Annotated in this window: 13 protein-coding genes and 1 pseudogene; 5 read left to right on the top strand and 9 right to left on the bottom strand. The window is 36.9% G+C overall.

The window, feature by feature from the left end; all coding sequences use genetic code 11:
* Positions 1-136: 136 nt before the first annotated feature.
* From J4771_RS00835 to J4771_RS00825, 3 genes are all read right to left on the bottom strand, one after another.
* Complete coding sequence (locus J4771_RS00835) at positions 137-799, bottom strand: metallophosphoesterase (protein ID WP_224135598.1); 663 nt, start codon at positions 797-799, stop codon at positions 137-139.
* Positions 800-860: 61 nt separating this feature from the next.
* Entirely contained in the window at positions 861-1,436 is a 576-nt protein-coding gene (locus tag J4771_RS00830) for a hypothetical protein (protein WP_224135597.1), read from the bottom strand.
* Positions 1,437-1,446: 10 nt separating this feature from the next.
* Positions 1,447-2,187 (bottom strand): hypothetical protein, encoded by a 741-nt coding sequence (locus J4771_RS00825; protein ID WP_224135596.1) that lies wholly within the window; start codon positions 2,185-2,187, stop codon positions 1,447-1,449.
* A 219-nt stretch (positions 2,188-2,406) separates the two neighbouring features.
* Here J4771_RS00825 and J4771_RS00820 point away from each other — a divergent pair, with 219 nt between their 5' ends.
* Entirely contained in the window at positions 2,407-3,489 is a 1,083-nt protein-coding gene (locus J4771_RS00820) for a tyrosine-type recombinase/integrase (RefSeq protein WP_224135595.1), read from the top strand.
* Positions 3,490-3,596: 107 nt separating this feature from the next.
* On the opposite strand, the gene J4771_RS00815 is transcribed toward J4771_RS00820, so the two are convergent.
* From J4771_RS00815 to J4771_RS00790, 6 genes are all read right to left on the bottom strand, one after another.
* Entirely contained in the window at positions 3,597-4,034 is a 438-nt protein-coding gene (locus J4771_RS00815) for a cold-shock protein (RefSeq protein WP_224135594.1), read from the bottom strand.
* 98 nt (positions 4,035-4,132) lie between these two features.
* Complete coding sequence (locus tag J4771_RS00810) at positions 4,133-4,876, bottom strand: DEAD/DEAH box helicase (RefSeq protein WP_224135593.1); 744 nt, start codon at positions 4,874-4,876, stop codon at positions 4,133-4,135.
* Between the two features lie 272 nt (positions 4,877-5,148).
* Positions 5,149-6,693, bottom strand: coding sequence for an IS1182 family transposase (locus J4771_RS00805; protein WP_224134934.1), 1,545 nt, complete (start codon positions 6,691-6,693; stop codon positions 5,149-5,151).
* A gap of 134 nt (positions 6,694-6,827) precedes the next feature.
* On the bottom strand, positions 6,828-10,010 hold the full coding sequence (gene carB / locus J4771_RS00800; protein ID WP_224135592.1) for a carbamoyl-phosphate synthase large subunit: 3,183 nt from the start codon (positions 10,008-10,010) through the stop codon (positions 6,828-6,830).
* Between the two features lie 92 nt (positions 10,011-10,102).
* Complete coding sequence (gene carA / locus J4771_RS00795) at positions 10,103-11,179, bottom strand: glutamine-hydrolyzing carbamoyl-phosphate synthase small subunit (RefSeq protein WP_224135591.1); 1,077 nt, start codon at positions 11,177-11,179, stop codon at positions 10,103-10,105.
* A gap of 87 nt (positions 11,180-11,266) precedes the next feature.
* Positions 11,267-12,157 (bottom strand): aspartate carbamoyltransferase catalytic subunit, encoded by an 891-nt coding sequence (locus tag J4771_RS00790; protein ID WP_224135590.1) that lies wholly within the window; start codon positions 12,155-12,157, stop codon positions 11,267-11,269.
* A gap of 240 nt (positions 12,158-12,397) precedes the next feature.
* Here J4771_RS00790 and J4771_RS00785 point away from each other — a divergent pair, with 240 nt between their 5' ends.
* The 4 genes and pseudogenes from J4771_RS00785 to J4771_RS00770 all read left to right on the top strand — a co-directional run bounded on the left by J4771_RS00785 (position 12,398) and on the right by J4771_RS00770 (position 16,414).
* Positions 12,398-12,814, top strand: coding sequence for an IS1/IS1595 family N-terminal zinc-binding domain-containing protein (locus J4771_RS00785; protein ID WP_224135589.1), 417 nt, complete (start codon positions 12,398-12,400; stop codon positions 12,812-12,814).
* 249 nt (positions 12,815-13,063) lie between these two features.
* Positions 13,064-14,386 (top strand): hypothetical protein, encoded by a 1,323-nt coding sequence (locus tag J4771_RS00780; protein WP_224135588.1) that lies wholly within the window; start codon positions 13,064-13,066, stop codon positions 14,384-14,386.
* A 174-nt stretch (positions 14,387-14,560) separates the two neighbouring features.
* Positions 14,561-16,074 (top strand): annotated as a pseudogene (locus J4771_RS00775) (MFS transporter).
* Positions 16,075-16,186: 112 nt separating this feature from the next.
* Entirely contained in the window at positions 16,187-16,414 is a 228-nt protein-coding gene (locus J4771_RS00770; protein WP_224135587.1) for a DUF6814 family protein, read from the top strand.
* Positions 16,415-16,435 lie beyond the last annotated feature (21 nt).

Genomic DNA, 16,435 nt, shown 5'->3' with positions numbered 1-16,435 from the left:
TGAGCCGATATTTTTTCCATGGAATAAACTTACAAAAATAATATGGAATGGAAAAATAGCGGCGACAAAAGTTGCAGGATTTTTCAATTCCGACTTTAGCCCCGCATTTTGCCAATACAATGTTAGCAGAAGTTTTTTAATCAATATTTCCCTGAAACTGTAAACGTCTAGAGTTTAATTCGAAAGAACATAAATTTCCAAAACCTTTGCAATTTTTTAAAAAACTGCCATTGTCAATGTTTAGGACTCTTGAAATATCTATTTCAGCAGACATTTTTTCTATGCAATCTTTTTCAATTGGGACATGACCATGTATAATCATTCTTTTAGAAAGCCAATTATAATTAATGGTTTGATACCAATCTTGTATCCACATCATGCTTTTATTATCTTCAAATGGATTGTCATAACGAAAATTTAAACCTGCATGAACAAAAATTGTATTTTGCTTTTCTTCAAAATGTTTCAATTTTGAAAACCAATTTTTATAATCATTATTAAGATTTTTCAAGTGATTTATTCCGAAACTTTTCAAAGTTTCAGGATCTCCGCTTGTCCAATCTTCTAATTCTAAAGAATCAAAAATCATATCTTCATGATTTCCCTTCAACAGAGTAATGAAATAGTTTTGACTCTGTAAATCCATTATAAAATCGACTACTTCTTTACTTCTTTTTCCACGATTAATATAGTCTCCAAGAATAATTAACTCATCAGTTTTATTAAATCCAATCTTATTCAATAACTCCTTGAATGTATAATATAAACCATGAATATCGGAAATAACATAAAGATTCATTCTTAATTTGCGTTTCTTAAAACACTATTATATTTCAAGCGGTTGTATGAGTATTCTGTTTTTAACTTCGATTAATAAACGGAAAATTCAAAAATTTTTCTGAATTTTCTGCAAGCACTTCATTTTCAAAAATAGAATTCTTTGTTCTCAAAGCAACTATTTGAAATTCTGCTATAATATCATTAATATATTTTTCCAAAAGTTCATCAGAATCTAATCCAGTTTTTTGAAATTGTTCATAATGTTTTCTGACATTATTTTGCAAAAGATAATTTTTTAATTCAGTATCTTCTATTTCATTTCCAATTAAAAAAAATGCCATCAATACTTCGCGGAAATCATCTTCACTTTTCAATTTATAATATCCAAGATATTTATCATTCGTATTTTTGTCAAATAATTTCACGAAAATATTTTTTAGTATAATATTGTTTTCTGATTCTTTCCGCTTTTCATAATTATAACATAAAAATAAATGACCAAATTCATCACTTCTCACATCACTGTTTAATGAACAAAAGTCGAACATATAAATCATTGTTAATTCTTCTTGCTTCTTTTGAAATCTATCCCAAAATATTGATTCCAAGCGTTTTGTCCAATTTTTTCTAAATTTCTCCATCTGAAAATCATTCATAAGTTTGATATTAATGAGTTAAATGTTTATAAATTTTTATTTCCTCTATGGTATCAAGTTCTTTTTCTAAAACCTCCGCCAAAATTTCTTTGTTTAGAATTCTACTTTGAAATCTGCTAAAACCTATCAACGCAGATTTGTAATCCTTCAATTTAACTAAATAAATGCCATCTTTTTCGAAATCAACTAATCTAATAGCATTATTAAAATATGGTGGTGATTCGTTGAATGCAGATTTACCTTCATAAATAATAATTTTAGGATTAGATAAATCTATGATTTTTGAAGCCCAGTTTTTATGATTTTCAATAAATTCTTCTCTCTGTTCTTTATTTAGAATGTGATTAATAAAATGTTCTAATTGACTTTTATTTTCTGTAACTAAATAATATAGATTGGTTTTGACAACTCTATTATTTTCGTCTAATACTTGTAACAAGTTTTTATAGTTTGCTAATTCAAAAACCTTTTTTGTTTCATATGCTAAGGAATAATCATATTCAACATATTCAAATTTTTCTTTTTCTAAAGGTGAACACCATTCTTCACCACCACCAGGATTTATACCGATAAAAAGAATATCCGCATCATAACTCATTCTACTAAAAAATACTTTATAATAGAGTTCAACATGTCTTTTTAAATTCAAGTTATTAAAATATTCATCTAAAATATTTTCTTCTTTTGAGAGTTTCTTGTAATAGAGTTCAATTTCCTCTTGAATTTGCCGTAATTGTTCTAATTTTTTCATATTATCTAAAAAAAATATTTTTGCCTACTATTTAGGATTATCGGCATATTCCTCTTTGAAACAGTGTAGTTGTATAAAATTTCTGCTAACAATCAAATATACGCAATTCACCCCTTACAAAAAAATTTTTATAAAATTTTTAATTCCCTGATTATCAGTATTCATTTTAATTTGTAATTTTATCTACACAAAACACGCAAGTGCAAAAACACAAACGAGATGAAAAATACGCAAACCCTAAACCTTAATCTTTTTCGCTTCGAGATAGGTACCCATAAAGAAAATAACGTTATTTGGATTCATTTTCCAAAAAATTTCGATGTCCTGAAACACTTGAAATCTTTCACAAAACCCAGGTGGTCTCAGTCCCAATTATGTTGGTACGTTCCGGATAAAATCCATTATCGAGACCTGTTCAACCTCGAGAAAAAAATCCTGGGAAAACAAGCTTTACTGCAGATTCACCCCATAAATCTGCACGCGCTAACCGAATTGCAGAACGAGATCATCTTGCGCGGTCTCAGCCAAAACACCCTTCGATCATACAGTACGGAATTTGCGCAGCTGCTTTCCACCATCAAAGATTTCCCCGTGGAGAATTTAACTTCGGAAAAAATAAAGGCTTACCTACTCTACTGCGTCACCGATTTGGGGGTTTCTGAAAATTATCTGCACAGCAGAATCAACGCCCTAAAATTCTACTTCGAAAAAGTGCTGCGACGCGAAAAAATCTTCCTCGAAATACCTCGCCCGAAAAAACCGGAAATCTTGCCAAAATCTTTGAACCCCTCCGAAATCGCAAAAATTATCTCGGTTACCGAAAACGCCAAACACCAAACCATCATCAAACTCTGCTATGGAATGGGACTTCGGGTGAGTGAAATCGTGAACTTGAAAATTGAAGATATCGACAGCAAATCCATGCGTGTCCTGATCTCGAAAGCCAAAGGCAAAAAAGACCGCTACGTAAATCTTCCCGAAAGTATCTTGCCGCAACTTCGGGATTATTACCGCGAGTTCCGTCCCAAAGAATTCCTTTTTGAAGGTCAGGATGGTGGAAAATACTCTGTCAGAAGTGCCCAGAACGTTTTTAAAAACGCCATGAAAAAAGCAGGGATCCATAAAACAGTCGGGATTCATTCGCTGCGCCACAGTTATGCGACGCATCTTTTGGAGTATGGGACCGATATTTCGCTCATCCAAAAACTTTTGGGCCACAACCAAATCAGCACCACGCTCAATTACACCAAAATTGTTGACAAGCATCTTCGAAAAGTGGAATCTCCACTGGACCGACTTTGAAATTTTTCAGGCTACGTGGTGATTAAAAACAGAAATTAACCTGCTTTTTAGGAATGAAAAAAGAACGCTTCAGATGAGGCGTTCTCTTTTGTCTTCTGTGGATTCGGTTATTTCACCAATTGAATTTCAACAGCGGCAAATCCTTTTGGAGATTTTATGACCTCAAAAGTTACCTTATTTCCTTTTTTAACGGGATGTGCACAATTACTTAAGTGAAAAAATAAATTCTCACCACCATTAGAAGAAGTGATGAAACCAAACTCCTTTTCCTCATTTAAAAAAGTGATAATCCCTGTTTTTTGAGTTTTTTCTGCCTCGATTGGAGCGGCGCCCAACTGAATGTCGGCAAGCTCAACTTCGGAAGTTCTATTTTCTGTAGGTTTTGTTTCTGTTAACCGTCCGTTTTCATCAACATACAGGAACATTTCGGTCAAATCCTTTCCTTTATCATTGTTGAGTTTTCGCTCTTCGCGTCGTTTTTCTTTTTCTTTTTGTTTTTCCAGTTTCTTTTTGTTGAATTCTTTTTTTGAATAACTTTCTGCCATAATGTACTGTTGTCTGATGTTTTTATTGTTTGTAATTAATTGATTTTATTTCAATGATTGCACATTTATTACCTCATCGGAAATTGATTTCCGATATTTTAATAGGCAAATGAACGACCTTCTTTAGGATTAATGATATTATCGAAATGAACATCCAAATTATTTGAAAGTATTGAAATTTTTGATTTGTTCCGAATGGAAAACTCTTCTGGAATTCTAACTTCCGTTGCATTACACAAGAATCGACCTGCGAAATCTTTCACCTTCCTGGAAAGATTTTTAGTGAAAAGCAATTTTTGAACTTTTAGCGGAAGTCTTTCCATAATTTTTGAAGTCTGCTCCAAAACATGCACATTTTCAAGTTTGCTGATGTCTTTTATAATCACCGTTTCCAGTTTCGAAAAATCGGCGTGTCCTTGCTGAACAAGTTCCAAAAGTCGTTCCGGTGTCGCAATCAAAATATCCTTCCCTTTTCGCATCTTATAAATTTGCGAACCATGAGGTTCATCATCCAAAATCGAGAGCTTGGAAATTGGTAAATATTTACTGAAAGTATTAAAAGATTCATCAATATTCTCCGCACTTTCAGTGTTTGCCGTGATAATTAAGACGCGAATATTTCGATATTCCACCGTATTTTTCTTGAGTTGCTGAATAATGGGAATGACGAAAGAAGCCGTTTTTTCACCCTCATTTTCAATGCAGCCAAAAATATCTTTCTTCAAAATAATTTTCGGGATGATTCGGCTTTGAATCTCCGTCGGACTTCCAAATCCGGCCTCCGTTGCTGCACGGATTAACGGATTAATGATGTTCAATTTCCTAAAATTCATCGGTTCCATTCGCAAATTGTTTTTAAAATGTTAAATATTAAAGTCGGTTTTGAAACTATTTTAATCTTGGATTTCAACATCGGATTGCATGAAGTTTCAAAACTTTGATAATGTACGAAATAAAAACCGTAAAACCTAATTTTCAGAAATTTAGTTGATTTAAATTAAAGAAATAATTAAAGTTGGAACTAAAAAGAATCTGTCTCACAATAAAAATTGAGGCGGATTTTTTATTGCAGTTCCAATCTTCAATGTTTTGGAAAAAGAAAAAGTTGTCTTCTTTAGGCAACTTTCTTTCTTAAATTGTGTGCTAATGCGTGCAATCCGAACTCCAATTCTACTTTTTTCAGACCTTTCAGGGTAAACCGCTTAAAATTGTTGCAATGTTTCAGATGTGCAAACACAGGTTCTACTTCAACCGAGCGTTGTCTGCGTTTTTTAATGCCTTCTTGGCTGTTTAATAGTTCCCTGATTTTCTCTTTGTACTGTTCCAGATGATGGTTTCGCTCTACACTGCGATTTTCTTTGGAACTGTGACAAACGCCTCTGATTGGGCATCCATCACAGTTTTTAGCCTGATAATGCGAGAGTTTTTGAGGGTAACCGGTCTTGGTTTTCCGAGTGCTTTCGTGTGTTTTTTCCATCTTTTGACCCATCGCACAGACGTAATAATCTTTTTCCTGATTGTAGTGCAGATTTTCTTTGCTGAATGTTTTGTGTTTCGCCTGATAATGGGCATCCTGCTCTTTGTCGAAGGTGTTGTATTTTACATAAGGTGTAATATTGTTCTGTTCCAGCAATTCATAGTTCTGCTCGCTCCCATAACCTGCATCGGCAGTGAGTTCTTCTAATTCCGCCAATCTTTTTTCCCCATAGAGTTTCTCAAAATTTTTAAGATGATGCTCTAGGGTATTGAAGTCATTGGTCTGCTGATGAATGGTATAATTGACGATGATTTGATTCTCCGTAGAAATTTGTGCATTGTAGGCGGGTTTAAGTTGTCCGTTCTGCATGTGATCATCCTTCATTCTCATAAAAGTGGCGTCTTCATCCGTCTTGCTGTAAGAGTTTCTTTCTTTTAAAATCGCTTCCTGAGCTTCGTATTTATCGAGGTTTTTCTCAAAATTATTTTTAATGTAATTCAGCTTGGCTTTAGCTTTTTTGTCGGAATCGGTCTTGCGGTCGCTGCCTTTCAATTTGGCATTGATATTTTCTACGGTTTGCTGGATCTTTTCTTTGCTGATTTCTTTAAACTCAGGCGGTTCAGGGTCTTTGTCTTCCTCTCTTGCCACGTTTTGAGCGTATTTCCAAAGATCTTCCAATTGGCGGAGCATTTTTTCTTTATTGGTTTTAATGGCATTTGCCCAAACAAAAGTGTAGCGGTTTGCCTGTGCTTCGATTTTCGTTCCATCCACAAAAACCTGTTTCAAACTCACCAAGCCTTCATCTGCCAAAAGCAAAACTACTTGCGAGAAAATATCCTTGAAAGCCGCTTCCAGCTTATTGCTCCGGAAGCGGTTCACGGTATTGTGATCCACAATGCTCATGTTGGAAAGCCACATAAAATTGATATTTTCCCGAAGCGCTTTTTCTATCTTCCGGGAGGAATAAATATTATTCATGTACGCAAAAACCATCACTTTGAGCATCATCCCGGGATGATAACTGGGATTTCCTTCTCTGCTGTAGGCTTTTAGAAGCGGATCTATATTAATTCTCTCCAAAATATCATTGACAATCCGAACAGGGTGATTTTCGGGAATCAATTCCTCAAAACTATAAGGAAACAGCACCAGCTGATTTTGGTTATAATGCTTGAAATTCATAAACAACTATCTGATTATCAATGATAAATATACAAAAATCCTAAATAATAACCAAAAAAAATCCGCCTCAGTTGTGAGACGGATTCTATCATTTATAAATTTTGATTTCGGACAGATCTCGATCCGTCACTACATTACATCTGCTCCATTTTAAAACTCATACTTTCGATTACTTTCAAAATCGCTTCCACCGTGTCCATCGATGTCAAACATGGAACACCGTTTTCAACGGAAGTTCTACGAATTTGGAAACCGTCTCTTTCGGATTGTTTTCCTTTGGTCATGGTGTTGACAATGTATTGAACTTTTCCTTTCTGAATTAAATCGATCAGGTTGATTTCAGGATTTTCCTCGATTTTGTATCCGATTTTGGTTTTTACGCCGTGTTCCTCAAAATATTTTGCAGTTCCTTCTGTCGCCCAGATTCGGAAACCGATTTCCTGAAATCTTCGCGCCAATTCACATGCTTCTTCTTTGTGTTTATCGGCGACTGTAAAAAGAATTGCGCCATGAAGCGGAACTTTTCTTCCTGCTCCAATCATTCCTTTATAAAGTGCTTTTTCCAATGTTGAATCTTTCCCCATTACTTCGCCCGTCGATTTCATTTCAGGACCGAGTGAAACATCCACTCTCGTTAATTTGGAGAAAGAGAAAACCGGAACTTTCACGTAAATTCCCTCTTTTTCAGGAACCAATCCGTTTTGATATCCTAAATCTTTCAATTTTTGTCCGAGAATCGCTTTCGTTGCCAAATTCGCCATCGGAACATCGGTAATTTTTGAAAGGAAAGGAACCGTTCTGGAAGAACGCGGATTCACTTCTATCACGTAAACATCGCCTTCATAAAGAACGTATTGAATATTCATTAAACCGATGATGTTCAGACCTTTTGCTAATCTTTGCGTATAATCCACCAAAGTTTCAATCTGTTTCGGCGTAATATTTTGTGGTGGATAAACCGCGATGGAATCTCCGGAGTGAACTCCCGCTCTTTCGATATGTTCCATAATTCCAGGAATAATCACGGTTTCTCCGTCGGAAATCGCATCCACTTCCACTTCTTTTCCGGTTAAATATCGGTCGATCAAAATCGGGTGTTCCGAACTTTCTTTCACCGCATTTTCCATGTAATGATTGAGTTCTTTTTCGTCGTAAACAATCTCCATCGCTCTACCTCCCAAAACATAACTCGGACGAACCAAAACAGGGAAACCTATTTCCTGCGCGATTTTCAACGCTTCTTCTTTCGTGAAACAAGTTTTTCCCAAAGGTTGTGGAATTCCCAATTCCTGAAGTGCCGCTTCAAATTTATTTCGGTTTTCAGCTCGGTCCAAATCTTCCAGAGAAGTTCCTAAAATCTGTATGCCATGACTTGCCAATTTATCCGCTAAATTTATTGCGGTTTGTCCGCCAAACTGTACCACGACGCCTTTTGGCTTTTCCAATTCGATAATGTTCATTACATCTTCTTCCGTCAAAGGTTCGAAATATAATTTATCGGAAATCGAAAAATCGGTGGAAACCGTTTCAGGATTATTGTTGATGATAATCGCTTCGTAACCCATTTGTTTAATCGCCCAAACTGAGTGAACCGTGGCATAATCGAACTCCACACCTTGTCCGATACGAATCGGACCCGAACCAAGAACGATGATTTTTTCTTTGTCGGAAACGATGCTTTCATTTTCCTCTTCGTAAGTTCCGTAGAAATAAGGGGTTTCGCTTTCAAATTCGGCGGCGCAAGTATCGACCATTTTGTAAACCGGCATGATTCCGCTGTTTTTACGGAACTCGAAGATTTCCCTTTGGGTTGAATTCCATAAAATGGCAATACTTAAATCTGAGAATCCGAGTTTTTTGGCTTTCATCAAAATTTCTACATCGAATTTCTTTTCTGCGATCACCTTCTCGAAATCAATCAATTTCTTGATTTTCCAAATAAAGAATTTATCAATTTTGCTCCACTCCACTATTTTTTCCCAATCGTAACCTCGTCGTAAAGCGTCTCCGATAATGAATAATCTTTCGTCATCACAAACTCGAATTCTGCGTTCAATTTCCTCGTCGGTTAACGCTTCTGCCTGTTTAGATTTTAAACCAATATGTCTCAATCCGGTTTCCAAAGAACGGATGGCTTTTTGTAAAGATTCCTCAAAATTTCTGCCGATTGCCATCACTTCACCCGTTGCTTTCATTTGGGTGGAAAGTCGTCTGTCGGCGGTTTCAAATTTATCGAAAGGAAATCTCGGGAATTTCGTCACCACATAATCCAAAGCCGGCTCGAAACATGCGTAAGTCTTTCCTGTAACGGGATTCATGATTTCATCCAAAGTCAAACCCACCGCAATTTTTGCTGCAATTTTCGCAATCGGATAACCGGTCGCTTTACTCGCCAAAGCCGATGAACGCGAAACTCTTGGATTTACTTCGATGATATAATAATCAAAAGAGTGCGGATCTAAAGCCAACTGAACGTTGCAACCGCCTTCAATTCCAAGTACACGAATAATTTTTAAGGAAGCATTTCTCAACAATTGATATTCTCGGTCGGAAAGCGTTTGCGAAGGTGCAACTACAATTGAATCTCCGGTGTGAACTCCAACTGGATCGATGTTTTCCATATTACACACGACAATCGCATTATCATTTTTGTCGCGCATCACTTCGTATTCAATTTCCTTGAAACCTGCGATGGATTTCTCAATCAAACACTGTGTAACAGGAGAATATTTTAATCCCAAATCTGTTATTTCTTGAAGTTGGGTTTCGTTATCTGCAATTCCACCGCCTGTTCCGCCCATTGTAAAAGCGGGACGAACGATGACTGGATAACCGATTTTATTGGCAAAATTAATCGCTTCTTCCACGGTGTGAACGATATCACTTTCTGGAACGGGTTCGTTTAATTCCCTCATCAATTCACGGAAAAGGTCTCTGTCTTCGGCTTTGTTGATGGCCGAAAGTTTAGTTCCCAAAACCTCGACTTTGCATTCTGCCAAAATTCCTGATTTCTCCAATTCTACCGCCATGTTCAAGCCGGTTTGTCCACCAAGAGTCGGCAAAAGTGCATCGGGACGCTCTTTTCGGATAATGTGGCTCACAAACGGAAGGGAAATCGGTTCTATATAAACTTTGTCGGCAATTTCCACATCGGTCATGATTGTGGCAGGATTCGAGTTGATGAGAATTACTTTGTAACCTTCTTCTTTAAGCGCCAAACACGCCTGAGTTCCTGCATAATCGAATTCCGCAGCTTGTCCGATAATGATGGGACCCGATCCGATGACGAGGATTGTTTTTATGTCTGTTCTTTTCATTTTATTTCATTTTGAGTTTGCAAAGCAATCTCTATACTTGATATTAGATATTGGATGCCAAATTTCAGTCATCTCTTTTTATTTCTGAATTTCTATTTTCGTTTAAATTCTTCCATCAATTCAATAAACTCATCAAACAAATAATTCGCGTCTTCCGGTCCCGGACTTGCTTCCGGATGGTACTGAACCGAGAAACAAGGATGAATTTTATGCTTAAAACCTTCGTTTGTTTTATCGTTTAAAGCGATATGGGTTTCTTCCAAATCTGTGTTTTTCAAACTTTCGGAATCGATGGCATAACCATGATTTTGCGCGGTAATTTCCACTCGATTTTTCGCGATGTCTAAAACCGGATGATTTCCACCACGATGACCGAACTTCAATTTAAAAGTTTTTGCGCCACACGCTAAACCAATCAACTGATGACCAAGACAAATCCCAAAAATGGGAACTTTTCCAAGAATTCCATTAATCATTTCCTGTGCTCCTTTTACGTCTTCTGGATTTCCGGGACCGTTGGAAAGCATCACACCATCTGGATTCATCATCAGAATTTCGTCGGCGGTTACGTCTTGAGAGACAACGGTAATGTCACAATCCCTTTGAGAAAGTTCGCGAATAATTCCCAATTTGGAACCAAAATCGACCAAGACTACCTTGAAACCTCTTCCCGGAGCAGCATACGCCGTTTTTGTGGAAACCGACTCTACCTGATTGGTGTGAATTTCAAAAGTTTTTATTTGACGGATAACTTCCTCATCATTTGAATTTTCATCTACGATTTTGCCCTTTACAACTCCTCTGTTTCTGAGAATTCTCGTGAGTTTTCGGGTATCAATTCCCTGAATTCCTGAAAGATTTTTCTTTTTAAAAAGTTCATCAATCGTCATCTGACTTCTAAAGTTAGATGGAAAATCACACAACTCTCTCACAATCAAACCTTTTATTGCAGGTTCAATGCTTTCAAAATCATCACGGTTGACTCCGTAATTTCCAATCAGCGGATAAGTCATGCAAACAATCTGTCCGCAATATGATGGGTCTGAAATCAGCTCTTGATAACCCGTCATTCCCGTGTTGAAAACCACTTCGCCTACTGTTTCCCAATTCGCTCCGAAACCTTCACCGTGAAAAACTTCGCCTGTTTCTAATATTAACTTCTTTTTCATTTTTTTAAAGTCGGAAGTCGGATGACCGAGCTCCGTAGATTTATTTTTACTCAAAAAAAATGGGCAAAACGCCCAAATTTTAATAATTTACCTTTCCTCGAACTCGAAGCCTTTTTTCTCAAGCGCATCCTTCAAAATCGCCATTCTCGCATAAACTCCGTTTTCCATTTGTTTGAAAATTCTTGAGCGGCCGCATTCTACCAAATCGCTGTCAATTTCCACTCCTCTGTTTATTGGAGCGGGATGCATGATGATCGAGCCGTTTTTCATTCGTTGCTCACGTTCTTTCGTTAAACCGTATTTGTTTAGATAATCACTAATTTGCATTTCATTACGATGTCTTTCATGCTGAATTCTCAAAAGCATTAAAACATCTACTTCAGGAATCAAATCGTCAAAGTTTCTGAAAGTCCCGTTCATCATTTCACCCTGTCCGAACCAATCTTCAGGCCCTGAAAAGAAAACTTTTGCGCCTAATCTTCTCAAAGCATCTGCATCAGAATTCGCAACACGACTGTGTTTTACGTCGCCGATAATTCCGACAGTAAGTCCCTCAAATTTTCCAAACTCTTGCTTAATGGTCATCAAATCAAGCAAACTCTGACTTGGATGATGTCCGATTCCGTCTCCTGCGTTGATTAGTGCTAAATCCGCATCGATCAGTTCGTCATAATACCGGTCTTTTTTGTGGCGGATTACAGCTAAATCAATTCCAATAGATTCTATTGTCTTAATCGTATCATATAATGTTTCACCTTTATTAACCGAACTTGTTTGTGCATCAAACGGGATGACGTGAAGTCCAAGCTTCCTTTCGGCAACTTCAAAACTAACTCTCGTTCTTGTGCTGTCTTCAAAAAAAAGGTTGGAAACAAAAATATCTGATTTTGCCTTACAAACTTTACCATTAGCGAAATCGAGCGCCATGTCGAGGATTTTCTCGATTTCTTCTTTGCTGATGCGGGATAATTTGATCATAACTGATGAATTTAATCTCCTAAAATTACAAAAAAAAACGAAGCCCAAAAGACTTCGTTTCATAATAAATATCATAATTGTCGGCGTATCCGCTTCCAAAAGTATCAAAGAAAATAGGATTGATTTTCATTGATTGCAAAGGTAGAAAAATAAGTTTAATTTCAAAATATTTTGAACAATTTTAATTTCTAACAGTAAATTTGTGCTAAATTAATATATCTTTGCTAAAAAAGTATAGTTATGCCTAATTCTTGTCCAAAATGTCAACAGAAAAACATTGTAAAAAGTGGGATCATCAACGAAAGGCAAAGGTTTCTTTGTAAAGATTGCAATTATTATTTTACGGTGAAAAAATTAGGAAAGCAAATTGATGACTACTTTGTCACGAAAGCGCTTCAACTCTATTTGGAAGGTTTAAGTTTTCGCGAAATAGAACGGATCATCGGGGTTTCCCACGTCACCATTTCTTCATGGATAAAGAAGTATAACATCAAAAGACCACCGCATTCAGAATTTCACACTACCTACAAAGTTTTTAAACAAAACGAGCTGATTGAATTCATGCAGAATGAGGAAAACATTAAAGGTTCAGGTTTGATCATCACTGAATTTGGCGATAAATACATGATGATTAAATGGGAAAGGTTTAAGAAGTAGTTGGGAGTCGGAAGTCCGAAGATGGAAGATGGAAGCTACAGATTGAGCGATTGAATTAAAGGTTTGATTTAGGTATGAACATCTTCGATTTAAAGTAAAATCCTGTTTTTTTCACAAAAATTCTTCGGTCTTCAGACTACATATTTCAAACTTCTATATTATTAACACAAATATATATTAAATTTCTTCAAGTAGATTTTTATTTTCAATTTCGTTTCGGTAAAAAAATGAACTAAAAATTATCAAACTATGAAGAAATTTGGAATTTTATTAGGAATCAGTTCTTCACTTTTTCTTTTCAACCTAAGTTTTGCGCAGCAGGATTCTATTTCTAATGCAGATCTTCTGAAAAGAATTGAAAAACTGGAAGCCGAACAGAAAAAGACAAAAGAATGGGACGCATCAATTTACGGCTGGGTTCGAACTGAATATAACTTTGATAGCAGACAATCAGCATATTCTAGAGAATACAATTTAAACCTGTATCCGCTTGATGAAAAATTAGATGCCAATGGAAAAGACATCAACGCTGCTTCTGCAAGCAACTTTTTGGCAATAACTTCGCGTGTTGGAATCAATTTCAAAGGTCCCGATGTTTGGGGCGCAAAAGCTTCTGGAAAAATTGAAGCCGATTTTTTCGGAAATACGGAACTGAACAAAAGTTCGGCAGGAAGCGGAAGTACAGGACTTTTAAGACTTCGTCACGCAACTGCAACTTTGGATTGGGGAAAAACGGCAGTTACTTTCGGACAAACTTGGTATCCGTCTTTTATACCTGAGGTTTTTCCTGGAGTTGCCAATTTCAACACGGGAATTTTGTTCAATCCTTTTGGTTGGGCAGGACAAATCAGGGTTTCACAAAAATTAGCGAACGAACTTTCTTTTATCGCAGTTGCTTATAAAGACAGGGAGTTTCAAACTGCAAACGCGACAGGTGCTTCGGCAAACAGTGCGACTTTCAATTCTGCAATGCCTACTTTCCACGGTCAATTTCAGTACAAAAATAAAAATATCGTAGCAGGAATTGCTGCTGAATATCAATCATTGAAACCTGTAATCGAATCCAACAATTTGGCTTCAGACGAAAAAGTAAATTCTGCCAATTTCCTGGCTTACTTTAAATATTCCAACGAAAAAATCATTGCCAAACTTTATGGGATTTCTGGCGGGAATCTTCATCATTTGGTAATGCTTGGAGGTTTTGCAGGATATACAGAACCAAACGGTCAGGAATCCTACAAACCATCCAAAACTTCGGCTTTCTGGGTTGATTTGGCAAGTGCTAATCCGAAAATCGCTCCTGGAGTTTTCTTTGGATATACGAAAAATGAAGGCGTGGATTCTGGTTTCAAAAATCTGTACATGAGAGGCGTTTCCGGAACGAGAATTTTAGATAATGTTTGGAGAGCTTCTGCGAGAGTAGATTTCAAACAAAATAAATTCAGCATTTCACCTGAACTGGAATATACCGCTGCAAAATGGGGCGACTTAAACGCCAATGGAAAAGCTGAAAACAACATCAAAGATGTGGGGAATTTCCGTGGAATGGTGCGAGTGATGTACTCCTTTTAGAGGGATTCCTGAAGCTGGAGGATGGAAGTCTTCCCACTTCCCGCTCCCATCTTTCAATCTTAAATTTAATTTAAACAAAACTAAAATATTATGGCTAAAAAGTTTAACAGTCAACAGGAGCACGACGCTTATGTTGAAGAGAAGCAAAAAAACAGAACGATTTGGGGCGTGATCATGGCTTCATCTCTTGAACACTGATTGAATGGTATGATTTCTACATCTTCGGAAGTTTGGCGGTGGTTCTCGCAACTAAATTTTTCCCTGCTGATAATCCGACAGCGGCGTTTCTTTCCACACTCGCAACTTTCGCAGCGGGATTTGTGGTAAGACCTTTCGGAGCATTGTTTTTTGGAAGATTAGGGGATATTATCGGTAGAAAATATACCTTCCTGGTAACGCTTTTAATTATGGGATTCTCCACATTCCTAATCGGTTGCGTTCCAAGTTATGAAACCATCGGATTTGTTGCACCTGTTTTGGTTTTGATTTTAAGATTGCTTCAAGGTTTGGCTCTCGGTGGAGAATACGGAGGCGCTGCAACTTATGTGGCAGAGTATTCTCAACCTCACCGTCGCGGATATTGGACTTCTTGGATTCAAACCACGGCGACTGCAGGACTTTTCATTTCGCTCATTGTAATTTTAGTTACGAAAACTTCCCTAACTGCTGAAGAATTCGACAATTGGGGTTGGAGAATTCCTTTTTGGATTTCCATTTTGATGGTGGGAGTATCTTATGTCATCAGAAGAAATATGAAGGAATCTCCGCTTTTCGCAAAAGCCAAAAAAGAAGGAAAAACTTCAACTAATCCTTTAAAGGAAAGTTTCGGGAATAAATTCAATTTCAAATTCGTGTTACTCGCACTTTTCGGAGCAGTGATGGGACAAGGTGTAGTTTGGTACACCGGACAATTCTACGCCATGAGTTTCATGCAAAAAGTAATGAACATCGAGTCTGCACAAGTAGATTCCATGATGGCACTTGCATTATTTTTAGGAACGCCGCTATTCGTTTTATTCGGTTGGCTTTCTGATAAAGTTGGTAGAAAACCAATTATGATGATTGGAATGTTACTCGCAATCATAGCATATCGGCCGATTTATAAAACCATGTATCATTCGGTAGAAATTCAAGGAAAAGAAGTTACTAAAGATGGATTAACAGAAAAAAGAACGGCGAAAGTTCACGAAAAAATTGCGACAGACAGCATCATCACTTTCCATACTGAAAAAGTTTTTACCGACGGATTTTCAATGAAGAAAGACAGCATCGTTCATTGGTCAGCAAGTGGGCCCATTATGATAGACGGAAAACCTCAAACACCTGTCGTAAAAGAAGCAATTACCGTGAATGCAGATACTCGCTGGCTTTTGATTTTAATGGTATTTATTCAAGTCGTTTTTGTGACGATGGTTTATGGTCCCATTGCGGCATTCTTGGTGGAGATGTTCCCTGTGAGAATTCGCTACACTTCCATGTCTCTTCCTTATCATATTGGTAACGGGGTATTCGGTGGATTGCTACCTGCAGTTGCTACTTATTTGGTAACATCTGCAAAATCTTCTGGTCACGCAGAATGGTTCTTGCAAGGACTTTGGTATCCGATTGTGGTTGCGGGAGTTTGTTTGGTGATCGGAACTATTTATTTGAAAACCAAAAACAGTAATCTCGACGAAGATGTAGTTTAGATTGGAAGAAAGGCGCTGTAAGATGGAAAAAATAGCAGTGCGAAATTAACTTCCATCCGCCCGATTCCCGCATCTAAGCCAAAAAAATTTATTAACTTTAAAAAACAAAAAAATGGATTCAATAAAAAAAATATTAGGAATTGTTTGGTTACTTTTAGCAGTCGTGGTTGCTTACTTCGGATTCACCGATTTTGGAATTCCAAAAGTGATGTCCGACAAACAGGAAGACCACGTTTTCGGCTGGATCATTCTCACGATTCTGATGCCGATAATTGTCGGTGGATTAGCGGTTTTCGGTTGGTATTCTTTAACAGGAGAATATTCTGCTGACAAAAAATAAATCATAGATGATGGTTGATAA

Origin of the sequence: Candidatus Kaistella beijingensis, assembly GCF_020084865.1 — a bacterium.
Classification (GTDB): Bacteria; Bacteroidota; Bacteroidia; order Flavobacteriales; family Weeksellaceae; genus Kaistella; species Kaistella beijingensis.
Note: the sequence above shows the minus strand (reverse complement) of the source record. Positions and strands in the feature narration are given on the sequence as shown.

What these genes read in the sequence shown, in the direction of transcription:
- carA (WP_224135591.1), bottom strand. Translation starts at nt 11,179, where the DNA reads ATGAAAAAGAAGTTAATATTAGAAACAGGCGAAGTTTTTCACGGTGAA.
- J4771_RS00810 (WP_224135593.1), bottom strand. Translation starts at nt 4,876, where the DNA reads ATGGAACCGATGAATTTTAGGAAATTGAACATCATTAATCCGTTAATC.
- J4771_RS00770 (WP_224135587.1), top strand. Translation starts at nt 16,187, where the DNA reads ATGGATTCAATAAAAAAAATATTAGGAATTGTTTGGTTACTTTTAGCA.
- J4771_RS00835 (WP_224135598.1), bottom strand. Translation starts at nt 799, where the DNA reads ATGAATCTTTATGTTATTTCCGATATTCATGGTTTATATTATACATTC.
- J4771_RS00825 (WP_224135596.1), bottom strand. Translation starts at nt 2,187, where the DNA reads ATGAAAAAATTAGAACAATTACGGCAAATTCAAGAGGAAATTGAACTC.
- J4771_RS00790 (WP_224135590.1), bottom strand. Translation starts at nt 12,157, where the DNA reads ATGATCAAATTATCCCGCATCAGCAAAGAAGAAATCGAGAAAATCCTC.
- carB (WP_224135592.1), bottom strand. Translation starts at nt 10,010, where the DNA reads ATGAAAAGAACAGACATAAAAACAATCCTCGTCATCGGATCGGGTCCC.
- J4771_RS00780 (WP_224135588.1), top strand. Translation starts at nt 13,064, where the DNA reads ATGAAGAAATTTGGAATTTTATTAGGAATCAGTTCTTCACTTTTTCTT.
- J4771_RS00820 (WP_224135595.1), top strand. Translation starts at nt 2,407, where the DNA reads ATGAAAAATACGCAAACCCTAAACCTTAATCTTTTTCGCTTCGAGATA.
- J4771_RS00815 (WP_224135594.1), bottom strand. Translation starts at nt 4,034, where the DNA reads ATGGCAGAAAGTTATTCAAAAAAAGAATTCAACAAAAAGAAACTGGAA.
- J4771_RS00785 (WP_224135589.1), top strand. Translation starts at nt 12,398, where the DNA reads ATGCCTAATTCTTGTCCAAAATGTCAACAGAAAAACATTGTAAAAAGT.
- J4771_RS00805 (WP_224134934.1), bottom strand. Translation starts at nt 6,693, where the DNA reads ATGAATTTCAAGCATTATAACCAAAATCAGCTGGTGCTGTTTCCTTAT.
- J4771_RS00830 (WP_224135597.1), bottom strand. Translation starts at nt 1,436, where the DNA reads ATGAATGATTTTCAGATGGAGAAATTTAGAAAAAATTGGACAAAACGC.